Origin of the sequence: Spirosoma profusum, from assembly GCF_014699005.1 — a bacterium.
In the GTDB taxonomy this organism is placed as follows: domain Bacteria; phylum Bacteroidota; class Bacteroidia; order Cytophagales; family Spirosomataceae; genus Spirosoma; species Spirosoma profusum.
Window position 1 is genome coordinate 20,464 of sequence record NZ_JACWZY010000024.1, and the last position, 18,310, is coordinate 38,773.

General features: G+C 48.8%; 11 protein-coding genes. 8 read left to right on the forward strand and 3 right to left on the reverse strand.

The features are described from left to right. The first annotated feature begins 105 nt into the window (after positions 1 to 105). From IC229_RS23835 to IC229_RS23855, 5 genes are all read left to right on the forward strand, one after another. The gene (locus IC229_RS23835) at positions 106 to 3,135 is read left to right on the forward strand and encodes a SusC/RagA family TonB-linked outer membrane protein (protein WP_223834165.1); all 3,030 of its coding nucleotides are present in this window, start codon (positions 106 to 108) and stop codon (positions 3,133 to 3,135) included. 11 nt (positions 3,136 to 3,146) lie between these two features. Then, positions 3,147 to 4,682, forward strand: coding sequence for a RagB/SusD family nutrient uptake outer membrane protein (locus tag IC229_RS23840; RefSeq protein ID WP_190889571.1), 1,536 nt, complete (start codon positions 3,147 to 3,149; stop codon positions 4,680 to 4,682). A gap of 142 nt (positions 4,683 to 4,824) precedes the next feature. Further along, a complete protein-coding gene (locus IC229_RS23845; protein ID WP_190889573.1) occupies positions 4,825 to 5,730 on the forward strand; it encodes a LamG-like jellyroll fold domain-containing protein in 906 nt (301 codons plus the stop codon). 71 nt (positions 5,731 to 5,801) lie between these two features. Next, entirely contained in the window at positions 5,802 to 7,463 is a 1,662-nt protein-coding gene (locus tag IC229_RS23850) for a glucoamylase family protein (protein WP_223834166.1), read from the forward strand. A gap of 88 nt (positions 7,464 to 7,551) precedes the next feature. Beyond that, positions 7,552 to 8,922, forward strand: a complete 1,371-nt coding sequence (locus IC229_RS23855; protein ID WP_190889574.1) for a glucoamylase family protein — start codon at positions 7,552 to 7,554, stop codon at positions 8,920 to 8,922. Between the two features lie 99 nt (positions 8,923 to 9,021). On the opposite strand, the gene IC229_RS23860 is transcribed toward IC229_RS23855, so the two are convergent. From IC229_RS23860 to IC229_RS23870, 3 genes are all read right to left on the reverse strand, one after another. Continuing rightward, positions 9,022 to 10,563, reverse strand: coding sequence for an FG-GAP repeat domain-containing protein (locus IC229_RS23860; protein WP_190889576.1), 1,542 nt, complete (start codon positions 10,561 to 10,563; stop codon positions 9,022 to 9,024). A gap of 36 nt (positions 10,564 to 10,599) precedes the next feature. Continuing rightward, positions 10,600 to 11,736, reverse strand: coding sequence for a hypothetical protein (locus IC229_RS23865; RefSeq protein WP_190889578.1), 1,137 nt, complete (start codon positions 11,734 to 11,736; stop codon positions 10,600 to 10,602). Positions 11,737 to 11,912: 176 nt separating this feature from the next. Next, positions 11,913 to 14,027 (reverse strand): S9 family peptidase, encoded by a 2,115-nt coding sequence (locus IC229_RS23870; RefSeq protein ID WP_190889579.1) that lies wholly within the window; start codon positions 14,025 to 14,027, stop codon positions 11,913 to 11,915. Between the two features lie 224 nt (positions 14,028 to 14,251). On the opposite strand from IC229_RS23870, the gene IC229_RS23875 reads away from it, so the two are divergent. From IC229_RS23875 to IC229_RS23885, 3 genes are all read left to right on the forward strand, one after another. Then, positions 14,252 to 14,935 carry a DUF3431 domain-containing protein gene (locus IC229_RS23875; protein ID WP_190889581.1) on the forward strand — a complete coding sequence of 228 codons (684 nt, stop codon included), beginning with the start codon at positions 14,252 to 14,254 and terminating at the stop codon, positions 14,933 to 14,935. Positions 14,936 to 15,059: 124 nt separating this feature from the next. Then, entirely contained in the window at positions 15,060 to 16,553 is a 1,494-nt protein-coding gene (locus IC229_RS23880; protein ID WP_190889583.1) for a M20/M25/M40 family metallo-hydrolase, read from the forward strand. A gap of 263 nt (positions 16,554 to 16,816) precedes the next feature. Next, positions 16,817 to 18,220 carry a Gfo/Idh/MocA family protein gene (locus IC229_RS23885; protein ID WP_190889585.1) on the forward strand — a complete coding sequence of 468 codons (1,404 nt, stop codon included), beginning with the start codon at positions 16,817 to 16,819 and terminating at the stop codon, positions 18,218 to 18,220. Positions 18,221 to 18,310: the final 90 nt, after the last annotated feature.

Consider the following 18,310-nt stretch of genomic DNA (forward strand, 5'->3'; position numbering starts at 1 on the left):
AAATAGTAGAAAAATGTTGCGAATTTTCGTTAGCTATTTTAGCAATCACTTGATGCTGGCTAACTGATGTTACGCGAAGCAACACGAATCTTAACCTGACAACTTATGGAATTTCTTCATCTACCTCTAAAAACAAAAAGGCTGGTGAGGTTGCTCACTACACTTTTTTTCTTTGCATATGCTCAGATGGCCTGGGCTGCACATGCGCCTATTCGGATAGCTGGTAAAGTTACTGAGGCAACTGGTCAGGGGCTTCCGGGCGTTACGGTGCAGGTAAAAGGCACCACGACGGGTACGGTGACCGATGGCACTGGGGTTTACTCGATTCAGGCTGACGAAACCGCTACGTTGGTTTTTTCGAGTATCGGTTTTCAGACAATGGAAGTCGCCGTGGGAGGACGTACTGCTATCGACGTAACACTGGTTGAAGACACCAAATCACTGAGTGAAGTAGTGGTAGTGGGATATGGTACGCAACGTAAATCGGACGTAACGGGTGCTACAGTCACAATCAAAGGTGAAGAACTGGTAAAACAACCTGTCCTGACGGCCACGCAGGCTCTTCAGGGGAAAGCTGCTGGTGTTCAGATCATTAGTAGTGGTCAGCCCGGTACGTCGCCAGTCATTCGGATTCGCGGAACCAGTACGGCGCTGGCTGGAACGGCCGCTCTGTTCGTCGTGGACGGTGTATTGACCGACGATATTTCCAACATTAATACGGCTGATATCACCAATATCGACGTATTGAAAGATGCTTCAGCAACAGCCATTTATGGTGCTCGTGGTGCCAATGGTGTAGTGATTATTACGACCAAGCGCGGCACTGTGGGTAAAATGACGGTGAATTATTCGGGTAATGCGGGCTTTCGCTTACCAACTAACCTGGTTCAGATGGCGAATGCCGCCGAATATGCCAACTACGTCAGTACGGCAAGTGGTACTGTTGTTAGTCCCGGTACTACGTCGACCGACTGGTACGGGCAGATTCTACGTACCGGCTTCCAGCAAAATCATGGCTTGTCGGTGAATGGCGGTACGGACAAATCGACGTACTTCCTGAGCGCGGGCTACTTTACCGATCAGGGTATTGTCCTCAACAATGTCTACAAACGCTTTACGCTACGTGCCAACAACGATTTCACATTCAATAAATTCGTAAAAGCGGGGATAACAGCATCGTATTCAAACGGAAATAACCAGATTGCCAATTTAGGGTCGGCCTACAACAATGCGTATCGGGCCGCTCCCATTATTCAATCGAAAGTTGGCAATAAATACGGCAATACGTCTGTCTATCAAAATGTTGGCAACCCGATTCTGGACATTGACAATAACGATAATAACGAAAAGGATAACCGCCTGTTGGGATCAGCTTATCTGGAACTTAAGCCGGTTGAATGGCTCACGCTACGTAGCAACATGGGGGGTGACTGGACTAACCTGAACAGTCGGGTTTATAATTATCAGTTTAACAACGATACCACTACGTTCATCAATTCCGGTGGGAATCAGCGCAATCCAGACAGTAACCTAAAGTTTGAGAACACGCGTACCTTCCACTGGACCTGGGACAATCTCATTACGTTCAGTAAAAAGGTTAATAAACACGCCATCACAGCCTTAGTTGGAACGACTGCTGAAGAGTATACGCAGGTGAAATTTTCGGCTTATCGAAAAAATGTACCAGCAACCCCCAGCTTATGGTATATCGGTACGGGTAACGCTAATACGTCAACCAACGACGGTACTGGCGACAAATACACCCGAAACTCGTACATCAGCCGGTTAAACTACAATTTCGACGACAAGTACCTGTTTACGGCTACGCTACGTATCGACGGTTCGTCGCGGTTTCCGAGCCAGAATCGCTGGGGCTATTTCCCGTCGGTGGGCGCTGGCTGGTTGATCTCCAACGAGTCGTTTATGCAGAACCAGAACGTGTTCGATGTGTTCAAACTGCGGGCCAGTTGGGGACGGGTAGGTAATGACCGGGTTCCCTCGGATTCGTACACCGTAACGGTGCAACCGAATTTAGCTTATCCGTTTGGCGGGGGCATAGCGACACCGGGTAGCGCGATAACCCAGATTAAAGACCCCAACCTGAAATGGGAAACGACCGAAGAACTCGATTTTGGCGCTGAGTTCTCCGCTCTCAACGGACGCCTGACGGGCGAAATCAACTATTACGACAAAAAAGCCCGTGACCTCCTGATCAACGTAAAAGTGCCTTCAGTAACGGGCGATGCTGATGGTGTAGTGTTAACCAATGCGGCATCGATTGCAAATACGGGTTTGGAGGTGACGCTGAACTGGCGGGGCAAAATCTCGAACGACCTTTCCTATCGTGTGGGTGGAAATGCAACCCTGAACAAAAACAACGTAATAGGTCTGAACGGTGGCCAGCCGATTCTTGACGGGGGCGTTGGAGCTAATCAGCAGTATACGACCCGCACCGATAATGGGCAGCCAGTTGGTAGTTTCTACGTACTTCAGGTGCTCGGTGTTTTCCAGAGCGACGAAGAAATTGCCAACTACAAAAATACGGGTGGTCAGGCAATCCAACCTACCGCTTCACCAGGTGATTTCCGCTATCAGGATACCAATGGCGACGGCCGAATTGACGATAACGATCGAGTATTTGTGGGGTCTTATCAACCCAAAGCTTACTTCGGCCTGAATCTGGGATTGACCTTCAAAGACCTTGATTTCAGCGTTGATTTTTACGGAAACGTAGGCAATCAGGTGTACAATGGTAAGCGGGGTGTCCGGCAGAACGTACTCGACAACGTAGAGCGCACAATGGCATACAATCGCTGGACCCGCTCGAACGCTTCTCAGACCGAACCAAGAGCCAACAGTGGGAATCTGGCTCCGTCGACCTACTTCGTGGAATCTGGCTCGTTTGCCCGGATTAACAACGCTACGTTAGGCTACAAGCTTCCAACAACCTGGCTAAATAAAGTTCATGTGAGTAGCGCGCGGGTATTCGTAACAGCGCAGAACATTCTGACGATGAAGAAATTCAGCGGTTTTACTGCCGAACTGCTATCGGATTCACCGACGAAGCAGGGTATCGAGCTGAACGCGTACCCGACTACACAAACGTATGCCATTGGTCTTAACGTAGGCTTCTAAACTCAACAAACATGATACGTAATACATTCTTTCTATCCGGTATGTTCGTGGCTGCTACGTTGCTGATAGCTTCCTGCTCGAAAAGCTTTCTGGACGTACCGGTTCAAGGGCAAGCGACTACGGCTACTGATCCCAATTTAGCAGTCAACCTGGTGACAGGCGTTTATAACAGTATGTACAACAGCGAAGCGTTTGGCGGGGCTGGGGGCGACGTTCACGGAATTAGTTTCATTGCGGCTACCAACATCATTTCCGATGATGCCGACAAAGGCAGTACCGCTGGTGACCAACCCTCACTGGTTGACATTGATAATTTCGCTACTACGTCCACCAACAATTTCGTAGCGGCTCTGTGGAACGGGTACTATAGTGGAATTTCGCGGGCTAACCAGGCACTAGTCGCTTTAGAAACTTCTTCGTTAACGCCAGCGACAAAAAACCAGTTGATTGGCGAAGTGCGGTTCATTCGGGCATACTATTACTTCAATCTGGTACGTTTCTTCGGGCCGGTACCTAAGGTAATTCGGGTTCCGAAAGATGCGCAGGACGCCAATAATGACCCGGCTTTCCAGACGCGGGCTCCCCTCGATACGATTTATAATGTAATTACACACGATTTGCAGTTTGCGATTGCTAACCTACCGTTACGTGCGCAGTCGGCGGTGGGGCATGCTAACAAGGGAGCGGCTCAATCGCTGCTGGCCAAGACGTATCTATATCGCAAAAACTGGCAGCAGGTACAGGCACTTACGCAGGAAGTGATCAATTCTGGCCAGTATTCGCTGGTGCCCGATTACACGACCATCTGGCGCTACGTCGGCAACAACAATGCTGAATCCATTTTCGAAACACAGAGTGGTACGTTCAACAATGGCGACATTGCCGTTGGCGGCTACTCCACCTGGCAAGGCCCACGGGTAGGTCCGCTGGGCGGCTGGACTGACCGGGGTTTTGGCTTCTGTACACCTTCTACCGATTTGGTCAATGCCTACGAGCCGGGGGACAAACGGAAAGAATCGACCATCATTACTATCGACCGGAGTGGTCGTGGTGTCGGTACGGTATTGTATGACGGCTTCCGCATTCCGAGTGGTGATTCGGTGCAGAACAATTATTACAACTACAAAGCTTACGCCAGCGAAAATCCCAGCATCGAGCCCTATCTGGGTAATCGGGATAAAAAGCAGAAAAACGTCCGTTTACTACGTTTTGCCGACGTATTGCTGATGAATGCCGAGGCCAACAATGAACTGGGACAGACGGCAACAGCTATTACACAACTAAACCGTATCCGTACCCGTGCCGGTTTAGCGGCCACCAAAGCAGCTTCGCAGACTGACGTTCGCGAAGCTATCTGGAAAGAGCGACGTATTGAGCTAGCGATGGAACACGACCGTTTCTTCGACCTCGTCAGAACGGGCCGGGCCGCTCAGGTGATGCGAGCCGCCGGGAAAAACTTTGTGGCTGGCAAGAATGAGTTACTGCCCATACCGAGTCTGCAAATACAGCTCAGCGGTGGTCAACTGACCCAGAATAGCGGGTATTGATTGTTTGTCATGCTGGCGCAGGAAGCATTTTAAGGCTTCCAAACGAGCTAGCAGGGATACTTTAAGAGGCTGCATAACAAACAATCGAAATAAAGTGCATTAACCTGATTATCTAATAAATACAATTCAAAACCAATAAACCATGAAAACCAAACAAATCACAGCGTGGGTGGCGGCTGCAGCAGTAATGAGCACTGTGTTCACTTCATGCAAAAAAGATGACGGCACTGCTACGTTGCCAGACATCGGAGGATACCAGAGTTCGAATGACATTGCCAGCGCTAATCTGCTGGCTCGCTGGACGTTTGAAGGGACTCAAAATGAATTAGTTTCCAGTACTGCTCCGAGCAATACCTATGGTACAGTAAATTATGTCACAGGATCTTCAGGTTCGGGTCAGGCTCTTAATCTGGTTACCGGAGCGGTGGTTTATCCGGCTATACCTAAGCTTAACGCAGCTGACGCGTTGGCAAGTTATACGCTAAGTATGTGGGTAAATGTTAAAAACAACAAACAGTTCTTTACCTCATTCTTTGGGCTTTTCCCAACGGCAAAAAAAGATGCGTTTGGAAACTTAAGTGGTGGTGCTGAAACCGGTTGGTTCGCTGCAAGTGCTACCCCTGATACGTTGGTTCTAAAAGCAAATTATAGTTCCTTGCTTGCAAATGGCAACTTTAATGGGCAAGACAATAGACCTGATCCGAGAGGTAAACCTCCAGTTGGCGTATTTAAAGGTGCAGGTGTATGGAGCCATTTTGTGATACGGTTTGACCCAAATACGCATCAAATCAATGTCTTTGGAAATGGGCAATCAATTGGGGCCTATAATGACAGAGGTGTAAATACGGTCGCTCTCAACATGATGACTCCATGTCAGGCAGTAATCGGAAGTTTAGCAAGTTCTGAGATTGGCTTTGCCGCTGCAGGGCCTTTACCATCCTACACAACAAGGGGGACTTTCGCAATCGATAACATCAGAGTATATAACAAGCCTTTATCTGATGGCGATATCAACTCCTTGTACCAGCTTGAGTTAGCAGGTCGATAAGCTTCAATTAAAAATCAGGGGCTGTTTTCTGAGTGAAAACAGCCCCTGTTACTAACGTTCTGAAAAACGAAATGAATACAACCAACATAGTGGTAATGCTACTGGTTCTCCTTAGTTTCTCGTGCAAGAAAAACGAGGACGTTGAACCGCCAAAACCATTTAATTTCCGTACTGTACAGGTAAACGGTCAGTCGTTGACTACGACTAATTTTCGAAATCTGGGACTGACTCCAACGATCACGGTGTCGTTTTCGGCCCCAGTTCAGAAAGAGAACGTAGCAAACCATATTAAGCTAACGCAGGGCACTACGTCGGTGCCGTTACAGATTGCTTTTTCGGGTGGTGATACGTTGCTAACCATTACGCCCCAAAATCCGCTCAATCCACTGACGAGTTATTCATTCACAGTCTTGCCAGCACTTACTTCGCAGCAGGGTGCCCTATTCAGTTCTACACTTAATCTAGACCTGACAACGGCCCCTGACAACACCGACAAATTTCCACGTATCAGCGACGAAGCTCTGCTTGATCTGGTTCAGAAACAGACGTTTAAGTACTTCTGGGATTTCGGTCATCCGGTGTCGGGGCTGGCGCGTGAACGGGATGCGTCGGGCGACGTAGTGACTTCGGGCGGAACTGGTTTTGGTATTATGGCTATCGTGACCGCTATCAATCGCCAATTTATCAGTCGGGCAGACGGACTAGCGCGGTCGCTAAAAATAGCTAACTTTCTGAAAAACAACGCAAAACGATATCACGGCGCCTTCCCACATTGGCTTAATGGTGCTACGGGCGCCACGGTTCCGTTCAGTGCCAAAGACGACGGCGCTGATTTAGTCGAAACGTCATATCTGATGCAGGGGCTACTCACGGCCCGACAATATTTCAACAGCCCGACCAATGCCGACGAAATTGCGTTTCGTCAGGTGGTCAATGAGTTATGGGATGGAGTCGAGTGGAATTGGTTCACCAAAAATGGCGCGGAAACAAACCTGTACTGGCACTGGTCGCCCAACTACAACTGGGACATGAACCTGCCAATTCGCGGCTGGAACGAAGCCCTGATTACTTACGTATTGGCGGCTTCATCAAATAAAAGTGCCATCGCCAAAACCGTTTACGACAATTCATGGGCGCAGAACGGAAAAATGGCAAATGGCAACAGTTATTACGACATCAAGCTTCCGCTTGGACCCGCTTACGGAGGGCCGCTGTTTTTTTCGCAGTATTCGTTTCTGGGAATTAATCCGCACGATTTAAAGGATGCTTATGCTGATTATTGGGCGCAGAACACAGCGCACTCGCTTATCAACTATACCTACTGCAAAACCAATCCCAAACAATTCAACGGGTACAGTGCCGACTGCTGGGGCCTCACCGCCAGCGATCAGCAGGACGGTTACTCAGCCCGCGACCCCAACAATGATAACGGCACCATTGCACCGACGGCGGCACTGGCAGCCATGCCGTTTACGCCTACTGAGTCGATGCAGGCGCTTCGATTTTTCTATTACAAACTGGGCGACAAAATCTGGAAGCAATACGGCTTTGTGGATGCTTTCAACCTGACTACTATCTGGTTTGCCAACTCGTTCCTGGCCATTGATCAGGGACCTATCATCGTGATGATAGAAAATCAGCGTTCTGGTCTACTTTGGAACTTATTTATGAGTTGTCCCGAAGTGAAAAAAGGTATGAAAAACTTAGGATTTCAAAGTCCGAATCTGAATTGAATGTAATGCGGCCGGGCTAACATCAACCTCTTGTCCGCACAATCACTGAAGTTGCTTAACGATGTAGACAATACGTCCGTATTAGCTTATGAAAACAACGTTATTCTTCTTTTTAGCCCTTTCCATTGGCTTTGCCCAACCGAAGCCATACACGTTAACCAAAACCGATAACACGTTCCTGGATAGCCTCCAGCGCGATACGTTCCGCTTTTTCTGGGAAACCACGAATCCAGAAAACGGGCTTGTACCGGACCGGGCTCCCCGAACAGGCTTTGCGAGCATTGCCGCTGTTGGATTTGGACTAACCTCGTATCTGGTCGGTGTGGAACGTAGCTATATTACTCGCCAGCAGGCCGCCGAACGTACCGTGAAAACACTACGTTTCTTCGCGAAGGCTCCCCAGTCCGACAAAGCGACGAACGTAACGGGCTACCAAGGTTTTTTCTATCATTTTCTAGATATGAAAACTGGCGAGCGGTTCAAGCAGGTCGAACTTTCAACTATTGATACCGCCCTCCTACTCGGCGGAATTCTGAGTGCGCAGACGTATTTCGATAAGAATACACCCGTCGAAACAGAAATCCGGCAGTTGGCCGAGCAGATTTATAAACGGGTCGATTGGACGTGGATTCAGCCCCGAAAACCTTTTGTGTCGATGGGCTGGCATCCTGAAAAAGGATTCATTGACGCTGATTGGAAGGGGTATAACGAAGCCATGTTGCTCTACGTACTGGCCCTGGGTTCGCCCACGCATCCGGTAGGGCCAGAAGTTTGGTCGGCTTGGACGAAATCGTATCCCTGGGCTACCTTTTACGACCAGACACACGTCAACTTCGACCCCTTGTTTGGGCATCAATATTCTCATTGCTGGATTGATTTCCGAGGCATTCATGACGATTATATGCGTAGCAAAGGCATCGATTACGCCGAAAATTCGCGCCGGGCAACCTACGCCAACCGAGCATATTGCCTGAAGAACCCCGCCAAATGGCAGGACTATGGCCCAACAATCTGGGGATTAACGGCCTGCGATGGCCCCAAAGACACAACGGTAGCTGGACGAACATTTTTCTCATATCGGGCACGGGGAACCGCTTCAACGCAAATCGTAGATGATGGGACCATCGCACCTACTGCGACTGGTGGGTCACTAGCGTTTGCGCCGGAGATTTGCCTGCCTGCCCTGCGAGCCATGAAAACAAAGTATGGGGCAAAGCTGTACGGAAAATATGGCTTCCGCGATGCTTTCAACCCAACGTATCGGTACAGATCCGAATTCGCAAATGGCCCAACCACCAAAGGCTGGTTCGATATCGATTACCTCGGCATCGATCAGGGACCGATTCTGATTATGGCCGAGAACCTACGTAGCGGATTCATCTGGAACCTGATGAAGAAGAATCCACACATTCGCAAAGGCTTGCAACGCGCCGGATTCACGGGCGGGTGGCTGAAGTAGGCTCCGACAGGCTCTGGCCGCTTCGGCGGTCCGATGTTGGAGTCGCGCTAGCGACTAATCCTGTAGCTATAACCGACAGCCAGAGCCTGTCGGGGCCTATCAGCGCGTCTTATTCTTCAGCAAAATTAAGGGCAGGTGTGTATCCCAGGTGGGCTTCAAATCCTTCTGGATAATGAATGTCTTTGAAAAATTGCCCAGCACTACGTCGGCGTCTCCATCCTGATCGAAGTCGTTTACGTCCATGCAAATCCAGCGACCATACGTAGTGATTGGTAACGTATGTGGAAGAAACTTCATCGGCTCCTGCTGCTCGAAATACAAGCAGCCCTCGGATGGATTATCCTGAAAGTCAGCGAAAAAAGCGATGGACATGATATCCAGGTCGCCATCTTTGTCGAAGTCGGTGGCTACGGCTTTGGTGCACCCGTTGATCGGATAAAAATACGCCTGCTTATACCGAAAATCGCCCTGATTCAGGTAGATGTAAACACCGTGGTAAGGTTTCAGTATGGGCGAATAATCGCTGTTATCGCCACAAGTGTAGAGAATATCCTGACGACCGTCTTTATTAAAATCCACCAGTTGAAAGCTGGTTGAACCATATACCGCCGGGAAACGTAGCACATTACGTTCGCTAAATCCTCCTTTTTTGTTGTTCAGAAACAGCCAGATGCCTTCGTCAGCATGGGCGAACAGGACCATCAGATCAGACCAACCATCGGCATTGAAATCATTAACGATTGTCTGAAGTGGTCCTGCTACGTCCCGAATGGATTGTCGACTAAATTTTCCGTTTGACTCTTGCTTCAGCCAGTATAAGCCTCCCTTTGAGTGGCCGAAACCACAAACTACCCAGTCGGTCAATCCATCTTTATTAATATCGACCGGAACGGATTGTAGCGGGCGGGGCAAATCAGTGGAAATAGTCGAAGAATCCGCAAGCTGGTTGTCTGAAAGTCCCAGCGAAACGACCTCTCCTTTCATTCCATCAATGGCCCGCATGGTACCCATACTGGTGAATACGCCCTGTCGATTCCCTTTTGCATCGGGAAGGAATTGCACATTTACCGCAGCGGAAGGCAATTGCCTGAACTTTGTCGGTTGAAGTTGTTGATTCCAACGGGTTAAATCACTACGTATACCATCACTGGAAAAGAGTTGATGCCCAGCCGTATCCATCGCAACCAAAGTCGTAATAGCTGTCTGCGACGTATCGACCTGGGGTTTTTGAAGCGAAAAAATCGCCCAGTCTTCTTCCGGATCAACAGGAACCTTAGCTGGTTTGAGTTTAATCGGGGCCAGTGCCTGATAATAAGCCACCAGTTTTTGCCAATCGTTAAATGAAATGGCCGCGTCCCTTCCTGCGTAGTACTGCCCGCCCGGATAAGACTCTAATCCAAGTTTAGGGGCCATGGCAGGTAGTATGTGTTGTATCCAGGTTTCTTTGTCCAGCAAATCAGGCGCTGGGAACTGATGACAGTTACTACAGTGCTTCTGCGCCAGTTGCTGACCTTCTAACAGAATCGGGTCACGTAGTTTATCCGAATTATCGACCCGGCAACTATTTATGACCAGACAAGCGATAATGAAACTAAGCAAATAGGGAGAATAGGAAGTAATACGTCGCTGGCGGATATTCATACACGAAAGTAACAGACTCATACTATTGCCAAACGATTATCCAAAGAATCCGCTAAACGTATCAAAATCACTTGCTTTCCGAATTCGGTACGTTTTCAGAAAAGCTTTCATCTGTGCTGGATTCGATAAATCTTTAATGTCTTTCCGGGTTGCCTTAATGTCCTGTTTTAACGCCCGCACATCGTTATTGAAACTAAATTCCAGGCTCAGAGCAGAACCAACCATCATGAGTGGCTTATTTAATGCTGCCGAAAGTTGACTTTGCAGTCCGTATAATTCCGCGTCAAGCTCCTCGGCCTGTTGTTTCAGGATTTTGTTATAATACCGTAACTGGTCTTCGGCCAGTGTTTCGAGATTCTGCTGGTCAATGCGATTGAATTCAAATTGGAGCCGAAACAAGGCGAGCAGATCACTTTTCTCGTATGCTTCCGTTACGCGCTTCATAATTTCTGTTTTGCGAACTTTCTCATCCTCATCGGGTTCCCGGTCAGGATGGAAAGCTTTCACCAAATCCATGTACAGCGTTCTGACCGCTTTTGTGATGTTACGTTCTTCCAGTTGTTTTTTTGCCTCGCGTTCCTGTTGTTTGGCCGATTTTGGCTTTTTCGCCTTACGTTCTTCAGCTTCCTGCTCAAGCTGCTGATGTTCTGTTTGCTTCGCCCGCATTTGTTCGTCCAGATAGGCCATAAACTTATCCTTCGTGCTGACGTCCACGTCTTCGTCGAACTGAATGCCATACATCGCACTGACCATTTCTTTCATTACTTCCGAAACCTGCTCATCGGCTTCAGCATCAGTAGCATCAAAACCATCGGCATCATACTTATCGAATATAGGCTTAAGCTCCTCCAGACCATGCTCACTAATGAGTTCGTAGGACAGATTCAGAATTAAATCCACGAGTTTTTTGCGTTCGGTCTTTGTGGTTTCGGGCCGATCATGCGCCCGGTCGAACACTCGCACGAGGTCGGCCCGAAGCCTGTTGAAATCACGTAGCAGGGGTTCATATTCCGTATAGATACGTTGCTGAATCTGGGTAGCGGCTGCGCGAAACTGAGTCAGTTCAAGTTCCAGATCGTCAATTTTTTTCGTCAGCCGATTGAATTCTTTCTGCGCTTTTGATAGGGGCGCTTTATCTTTTCCAGGTGTCGGAATACGAACTAGTTGAGGCATACAAGGTTGATTTACAAACGACTCACTTAGGAGCCTGTTTAAGCCATTTTTGTCATGCTGACGAAGGAAGCATCTTAAAGCATGCCAGCTAGTGAGTTAGGAAAGGTTAAGATGCTTTCTTCGTCAGCATGACAAAAATGGCTTATTGTCGAAAGATTAAACAACTAAAAATCAACTTACTGCCGCTCTCCAACCAGATTTAGCATGAAAGCGTATTCCAGAGCTATTTCTTTTAACGCCTGAAACCGGCCCGATGCACCACCATGTCCGGCTTCCATGTTGGTGTGCAGCAGCAGTTGGTTATTGTCCGTTTTCATCGTACGGAGTTTGGCTACCCATTTGGCGGGTTCCCAATATTGCACCTGCGAATCGTGCAAACCCGTGGTTACGAGCAGGTTCGGATAAGCCTGTTTCGTTACGTTGTCGTAAGGCGAATACGACAGCATGTAGTCGTAAGACGCTTTATTTTTGGGATTTCCCCACTCTTCAAATTCACCCGTTGTAAGCGGAATACTTTCGTCGAGCATCGTAGTCACTACGTCGACGAATGGTACGGCAGCCACTACGCCCCGATAGAGTTGCGGAGCCTGATTGACAATGGCGCCCATCAGCAAGCCACCGGCGCTACCGCCCATTGCAAACAACTTGTCAGAGCTGGTATACTTGTTTTTAATGAGGTATTCCGATACGTCGACAAAGTCGTTAAACGTATTTTTCTTCTTCATCATTTTGCCGTCTTCGTACCACCGGCGCCCCATCTCCTGCCCTCCCCGAATGTGGGCGATGGCAAAAATGAAGCCCCGGTCAAGCAGACTCAAGCGCGTGGAACTGAAACCGGGGTCCATCGAAATACCGTAGGACCCATACGAGTATTGAAGCAGGGGCGCTGACCCATCTTTTTTCGTCCCTTTCCGATACACCAAGGATACCGGCACCTTAACCCCATCGCGGGACGTAGCGAATACCCGCTCCGACACGTAGTTGTTCTTATCAAAGCCGCCCAGCACTTCCTGCTGTTTTTTCAGCGTTTTTTCCTTCGTGTCCATGTTATAATCGAAGGTGGAGTTGGGCGTGGTCAGCGAGGAGTACGAGTAACGTAGTACGTTCGTGTTGAAATCAGGATTGTAGCTGATGCCCGCTACGTAGGCCGGTTCACCAAAATCGAGGTATTCGTCGGCTTTCGTTTTCTGGTTGATGACGCGAATGTTAGTCAGTCCCGCTTTACGCTCACCGAGTACAAGATGATTCACAAATACGTCCATGTTGGCGAGGTACACATCCGGGCGATGAGCGATTACTTCTTTCCAGACGGTACGATCGGTGGTTTTGCCTTCGGGCACTTCCATCAGCCGGAAATTTTCGGCTTTCCAGTTTGTGCGGACGTAGAACTTATTCTGGTAATGCACGATATCGTACTCATGCCCTTTTTCGCGGGGCAGAAACACCTTGAATTCGCCCATTGGCTGGCTGGCTTCCAGCAATCGGTATTCGGTCGATACGCCGTTGTGATCAGAGCCGATGGTGATGTATTTCTTTGATTTTGAGCGACCGAGGCCCATATAAAACTGGTTGTCTTTTTCTTCGTAAACCAGTACGTCGGTTTTTGGGTCGGTGCCCAATACGTGCCGATACACTTGATAACCCAGTAGCGTTTGCGGGTCTTTTTTGATGTAAAACAGTGTCTTATTATCAGTCGCCCAGGCAAAACTACCCGCTTCGGTATCGGGAATGATTTCGGGATAAATCTTACCAGTTTTCAGATTTTTGATACGTAGCGTATACAGTCGGCGACTAACGGTATCTTCAGCGAAAATGGCGAGTTCGTCGTTATCCGATACTTCATAACCGCCAAGTTGGTAGTAGTTATGTCCTTTAGCCAGTACGTTCCCATCAAACATTACTTCCTCAGCGCCTTCCAACGAACCTTTTTTCCGACAATAAATCGGGTATTCGCCCCCCGTAACGTAGCGAGTGTAATAAAAGTAGTTGCCTTCTTTGTACGGTACCGATTCGTCCTGCTGCTTGATACGTCCTTTCATTTCATCGAACAGCTTCGTTTGCAGGTCTTTAACGGGAGCCATTACGTGGTCGAGGTACGCATTTTCAGCTTTGAGGTAGTTGATAACCTCCGGATTTTCGCGCTCGTTGAGGTAATAATAATTGTCGATACGTTTATGGCCGTTCGTAATGAGTTCTTTCGGTTTGACAGCCGCTTTAGGCGGAGTTGTTTGTCCGTTAGTCATTGTATAAATCGTAAGTGAAAGGAGAAATGATAGGTAGATTCGATTCATAGTCGTCGGTTGCTGAAATGAAGAAGATTTTTGTAAAATTAAGCTCTATCGAAACGAAACCTAAACAGTGCCAAAAACCTTTTGGGCCATTTTTGTCATTCTGAGGAACGAAGAATCTTAATGTATCCTTACTCTCAAATTAGGGAGCCTCAAGATTCTTCGTTCCTCAGAATGACAAAAATGGCTTTCGGAATATCATCCTGGCACTGTTGAAAAGCTTTTAGATGCTTGAACTTGTAGTTGCTCATTACACCGAAAACCTGAACTGGCTGGGCAATCTACCTGCGGGTTTGCCGGTTACGGTTTATGACAAAAGTCCTATCGATACGTTCCCCGGCGCGATTTCTCTACCTAATATCGGTCGCGAAGCGCATACGTACCTGCACTACATCGTTAGCCGCTACGATTCGTTGGCTGACTGGACAATCTTCTGTCAGGGCAAACCCTTCGACCATGCCTACGATTTCAAGAAATCACTACGTGCCTTTGTTGATGAACCGGAAGCGATTAGCCCGACGGGTTTCCGCTGGCTGGGCCATCTCATTGATACTGATGACAATCAGGGGCATCGACTGTTCAAACCGTGGAGTAAAAACGAGGACGGACGTGGACTCGATTTACAGAAATTTCATCATGCATTATTTGGAAACGACGGGCCTGATACGTACACATTTGTGTTAGGTGCTCAATTTGCGGTGCAACGCAACGTTTTGCGGCAACGCCCCGTATCGTTCTATGAAAATGCGCTGGAAGTTTCCAGTACGTTTCCTGATGCGGCTCACTGTTTCGAACGTAGCTGGGATCACGTATTTGGGCTGGTCGGTATTGATCGGGACTGGCTCGCAGGGCGCTCAACGGTTCAACTGAAACCGATGAAAAATCAACCAAAAACTGATACGTGGGTATAGTTAGTTTTTGTCGATTTTTTCCTATTCTTTTGAACGCTTTTTCTAATTCCTGTGTCTAATCATTCGGTGCTGAAAATCCAGTAAATTTTCCATATATTTAGCAAAGACTTCTACTACCCAACTCATGGCCCGGACACTCTACGTGCCTCTACACCGGCTCGTTCTGTTCTGCATCGGCACTGCCGGTTTCTTAACTGCTTTCCAACCCCCAAAAACTTCTTTCCAGAAAGCCTTTACCCGAATCAATAAGGAGGTATCGGATAATAGTCGCGCCTACGAGACGCTGAGTGATGTTTCGCAGAAAGTAGGTCACCGACTCACCGGTAGCCCCAATGGCACGCGGGCAGAAGCTTATGTATTTGACCTTCTGACTTCGTACGGCTTCCGTGACATTCGTTACGAACCATTCGAAGTAGAAGCCTGGATGCGCGACACCGTTACGTTGGCGGTAGTACCAAACCGGAGCGATAATTTTCGCGACGTACCCGTAGTTGCGCTGGCGCATTCGCCCGTCGATGCCCATGTACAGGGAGAAATTGTGGATGTTGGCAACGGCCTGGAAGGTGATTTCGCGGCCCTGAAAGACAAGCTGAAAGGTAAAGTAGCACTCGTAAATATCGGGCTGGCTGCGCCCACAAAAGGAGCCCGGAATTTGCATCGCTCTGAAAAAACGGCGCTGGCAATTCAACACGGCGCATCGGGCGTGATTATGGTCAATCTGGTGCCGGGTAACGTATTGCTGACAGGTACGGCTTCCGTAACAGGCAAGCTCATTCCGATTCCGTCGGTCTGTATTTCGCTCGAAAGTGGGCAGGCGATACGTGCCTGGATGCAGGAAGAACACGGGAAACTGCACGCGCTGATCAATATGACGAACAAAAGCCGGAAAATTCGTGCCAGGAACGTAGTGGCTACATTGAAAGGTTCGAAATTCGCTGATGAGAAAATTATTGTTGGCGGCCATCTGGACTCCTGGGATTTGGCAACCGGCGCCATTGACAATGGAATTGGCTCGTTCGCCGTCATCGACATTGCCCGTACGCTTAAAGCCCTGAAGGTAAAGCCGAAACGTACCATCGAATTTGTGCTGTTCATGGGTGAAGAACAGGGGCTTCTTGGTTCGAAGGCGATGGTCGAGAATCTAAAAAAAGCGAATCAATTAGACAATGTCCGTTGTATGGTCAATCTCGATATGACCAACGATCCGACGGGCCTTAATGCCTTTGGACGTAGCGACATGGTCCCTTTTCTGAATACTATTGGCGAAGGGATGAAAGACATAGAACCGACGTTTGCCAATCAGATGCAGAATCAGGCCGGCCTTCACTCTGACCATCAGCCGTTTATGCTCGAAGGCGTACCTGTAGTCGGGATGAATGGCCATTTGGCGCGTGAAGTACTCGACTGCTACCACGCCAACTGCGACCGTATCAACCTCGTCAACGCTGATCAGTTAAAGAATACGGTACGTTATTCGAGCATGTTGCTCTACGCCCTCGCCGATAGCGACGACATTCCGACCCGCCGTCAGACGGACACCCAAACCCGTGATTATCTGGTGACGCAAGGGTTGCGCACTCCGTTGCAAATCGCCAATGAGTGGCGCTGGAAAGAGTAATTCACTACGTTACGTAATGGACGTAACAAAAAGGGGTCGGCTAATGATCGACCCCTTTTTGTTACGTGTTACCCCTAAATCCCCTGGAGGGGACTTTACTAGCATTTGGACAAAGTCCCCTTCAGGGGATTTAGGAATTAAAGGCAGGTTTCATTAAAGGGTAACACTAGTAGAGAACGCTACGTAGTGCTGAATAGTAAAAATTCCCAGACTGACTCTTTATCTGTAAATCATCGAAAAAGGCTGCTGAAGCCGTATAGTGTATGTCACACGAAAAAAAATCAACCGTCTCGCGGAGAAATTTTCTCGATTTAACGGTCAAAGGAACGGCCCTTATTGCAGGCTTTCCGACTATCGTACCGGCTTCAGTTTTTGGCAAAAATGCCCCCAGCAACCGCATCAACGTAGCAGCCATCGGTACCGGACGTATTTCGCGCACGCACGATATGCCGGGCGTCTGGCGATACGATAATGCGCTCATCATGGCCGTTTGCGACCTCGACAGCAAGCGGGCCGAGGACGCCAAAAAACTGGTAAACGGATATTACGCCAAGAAATCCGGCAAAGATTACGACGGCGTTCGGGTTTACACGGATTATCGGGAATTACTGCTCAATAAAGACGTTGACGCCGTGATTGTCAGCACGCCCGACCACTGGCACGCGCCCATCGTGGTCGACGCGGTTCGCGCAAAGAAAGATGTGTACATGCAGAAACCGGCTTCACTTACCATTTCCGAAGGCCGAATGATGGCCGACGCCGTGAAGCAAACCGGTCAGATTGTGCAGGTTGGTAGTCAGCAGCGTTCATCGGAACAATTCCGCTACGCTGCCGAACTGGTACGTAACGGACGTATCGGAGACCTGAAAATGGTTTACGTTGGTTTGCCCGGCGACCCGTCTGGCAATGAGGAACCCCAGATGCCGGTTCCCAAAAATCTCAACTACGACATGTGGCTTGGTACTACGCCAGAAGTGTATTATACCGAAAAACGAGTCCATCCACAGGCCGATTACGACCGTCCAGGCTGGCTACGTTGCGAGCAGTTTGGTGCCGGGATGATTACGGGTTGGGGCGCTCACCACATCGACTGCGCACACTGGGCTATGAATACTGAGCATACCGGTCCAATCGAAATCTGGGGCAAGGCCGATTTCCCGAAAAGTGGTCTGTGGGATGTACACGGTATTTTCCGCACGGAAGCGCTTTACGGAAACGGCGTTCATATGGTAGTGAGCAACGAAATTCCGAACGGAATCCGGTTTGAAGGTACCAAAGGCTGGATTTTCGTATCGCGGGGTGATGGTTCAGTGACAGCTTCTGATCCAATTGCCAAGCAGAATGCCGCCAAGAAACTCGACGCCAGCGATCCCAAAATCATGACATCGGTAATCGGCCCGAGCGAAGTACATCTGACGGTCAGCAAAGAACACCACGGCAACTGGCTGGAAAGCATCGCCAGCCGGAAAGAGCCGATTGCCCCTGTCGAAATTGGTCATCGTTCGTGTACGGCGTGTTTGCTTCACCATGCAGCCATGAAGCTGAATCGCAAATTGTATTGGGACCCGAAAAAAGAGCAATTCAAAAACGACCCCGAAGCCAACAAGCTCCTGACGCGCCCACAACGCGCCGAATACGCCATTAAAGCTGTAGCTTCGGCCAAATAAACAATGAGCGAAAGAGTGAATGAGCGAATGCCATCCGGCAGAGTAATTTGCGTCAGCCACTCTTTCGCTCATTTACTCTTTCGCTCTTTA

Excerpts from the sequence above, each read along its gene's own strand:
- IC229_RS23875 (WP_190889581.1), top strand. The coding sequence starts at position 14,252 with ATGCTTGAACTTGTAGTTGCTCATTACACCGAAAACCTGAACTGGCTG.
- IC229_RS23845 (WP_190889573.1), top strand. The coding sequence starts at position 4,825 with ATGAAAACCAAACAAATCACAGCGTGGGTGGCGGCTGCAGCAGTAATG.
- IC229_RS23835 (WP_223834165.1), top strand. The coding sequence starts at position 106 with ATGGAATTTCTTCATCTACCTCTAAAAACAAAAAGGCTGGTGAGGTTG.
- IC229_RS23855 (WP_190889574.1), top strand. The coding sequence starts at position 7,552 with ATGAAAACAACGTTATTCTTCTTTTTAGCCCTTTCCATTGGCTTTGCC.
- IC229_RS23840 (WP_190889571.1), top strand. The coding sequence starts at position 3,147 with ATGATACGTAATACATTCTTTCTATCCGGTATGTTCGTGGCTGCTACG.
- IC229_RS23860 (WP_190889576.1), bottom strand. The coding sequence starts at position 10,563 with ATGAATATCCGCCAGCGACGTATTACTTCCTATTCTCCCTATTTGCTT.
- IC229_RS23885 (WP_190889585.1), top strand. The coding sequence starts at position 16,817 with ATGTCACACGAAAAAAAATCAACCGTCTCGCGGAGAAATTTTCTCGAT.
- IC229_RS23865 (WP_190889578.1), bottom strand. The coding sequence starts at position 11,736 with ATGCCTCAACTAGTTCGTATTCCGACACCTGGAAAAGATAAAGCGCCC.
- IC229_RS23850 (WP_223834166.1), top strand. The coding sequence starts at position 5,802 with ATGAATACAACCAACATAGTGGTAATGCTACTGGTTCTCCTTAGTTTC.
- IC229_RS23880 (WP_190889583.1), top strand. The coding sequence starts at position 15,060 with ATGGCCCGGACACTCTACGTGCCTCTACACCGGCTCGTTCTGTTCTGC.
- IC229_RS23870 (WP_190889579.1), bottom strand. The coding sequence starts at position 14,027 with ATGAATCGAATCTACCTATCATTTCTCCTTTCACTTACGATTTATACA.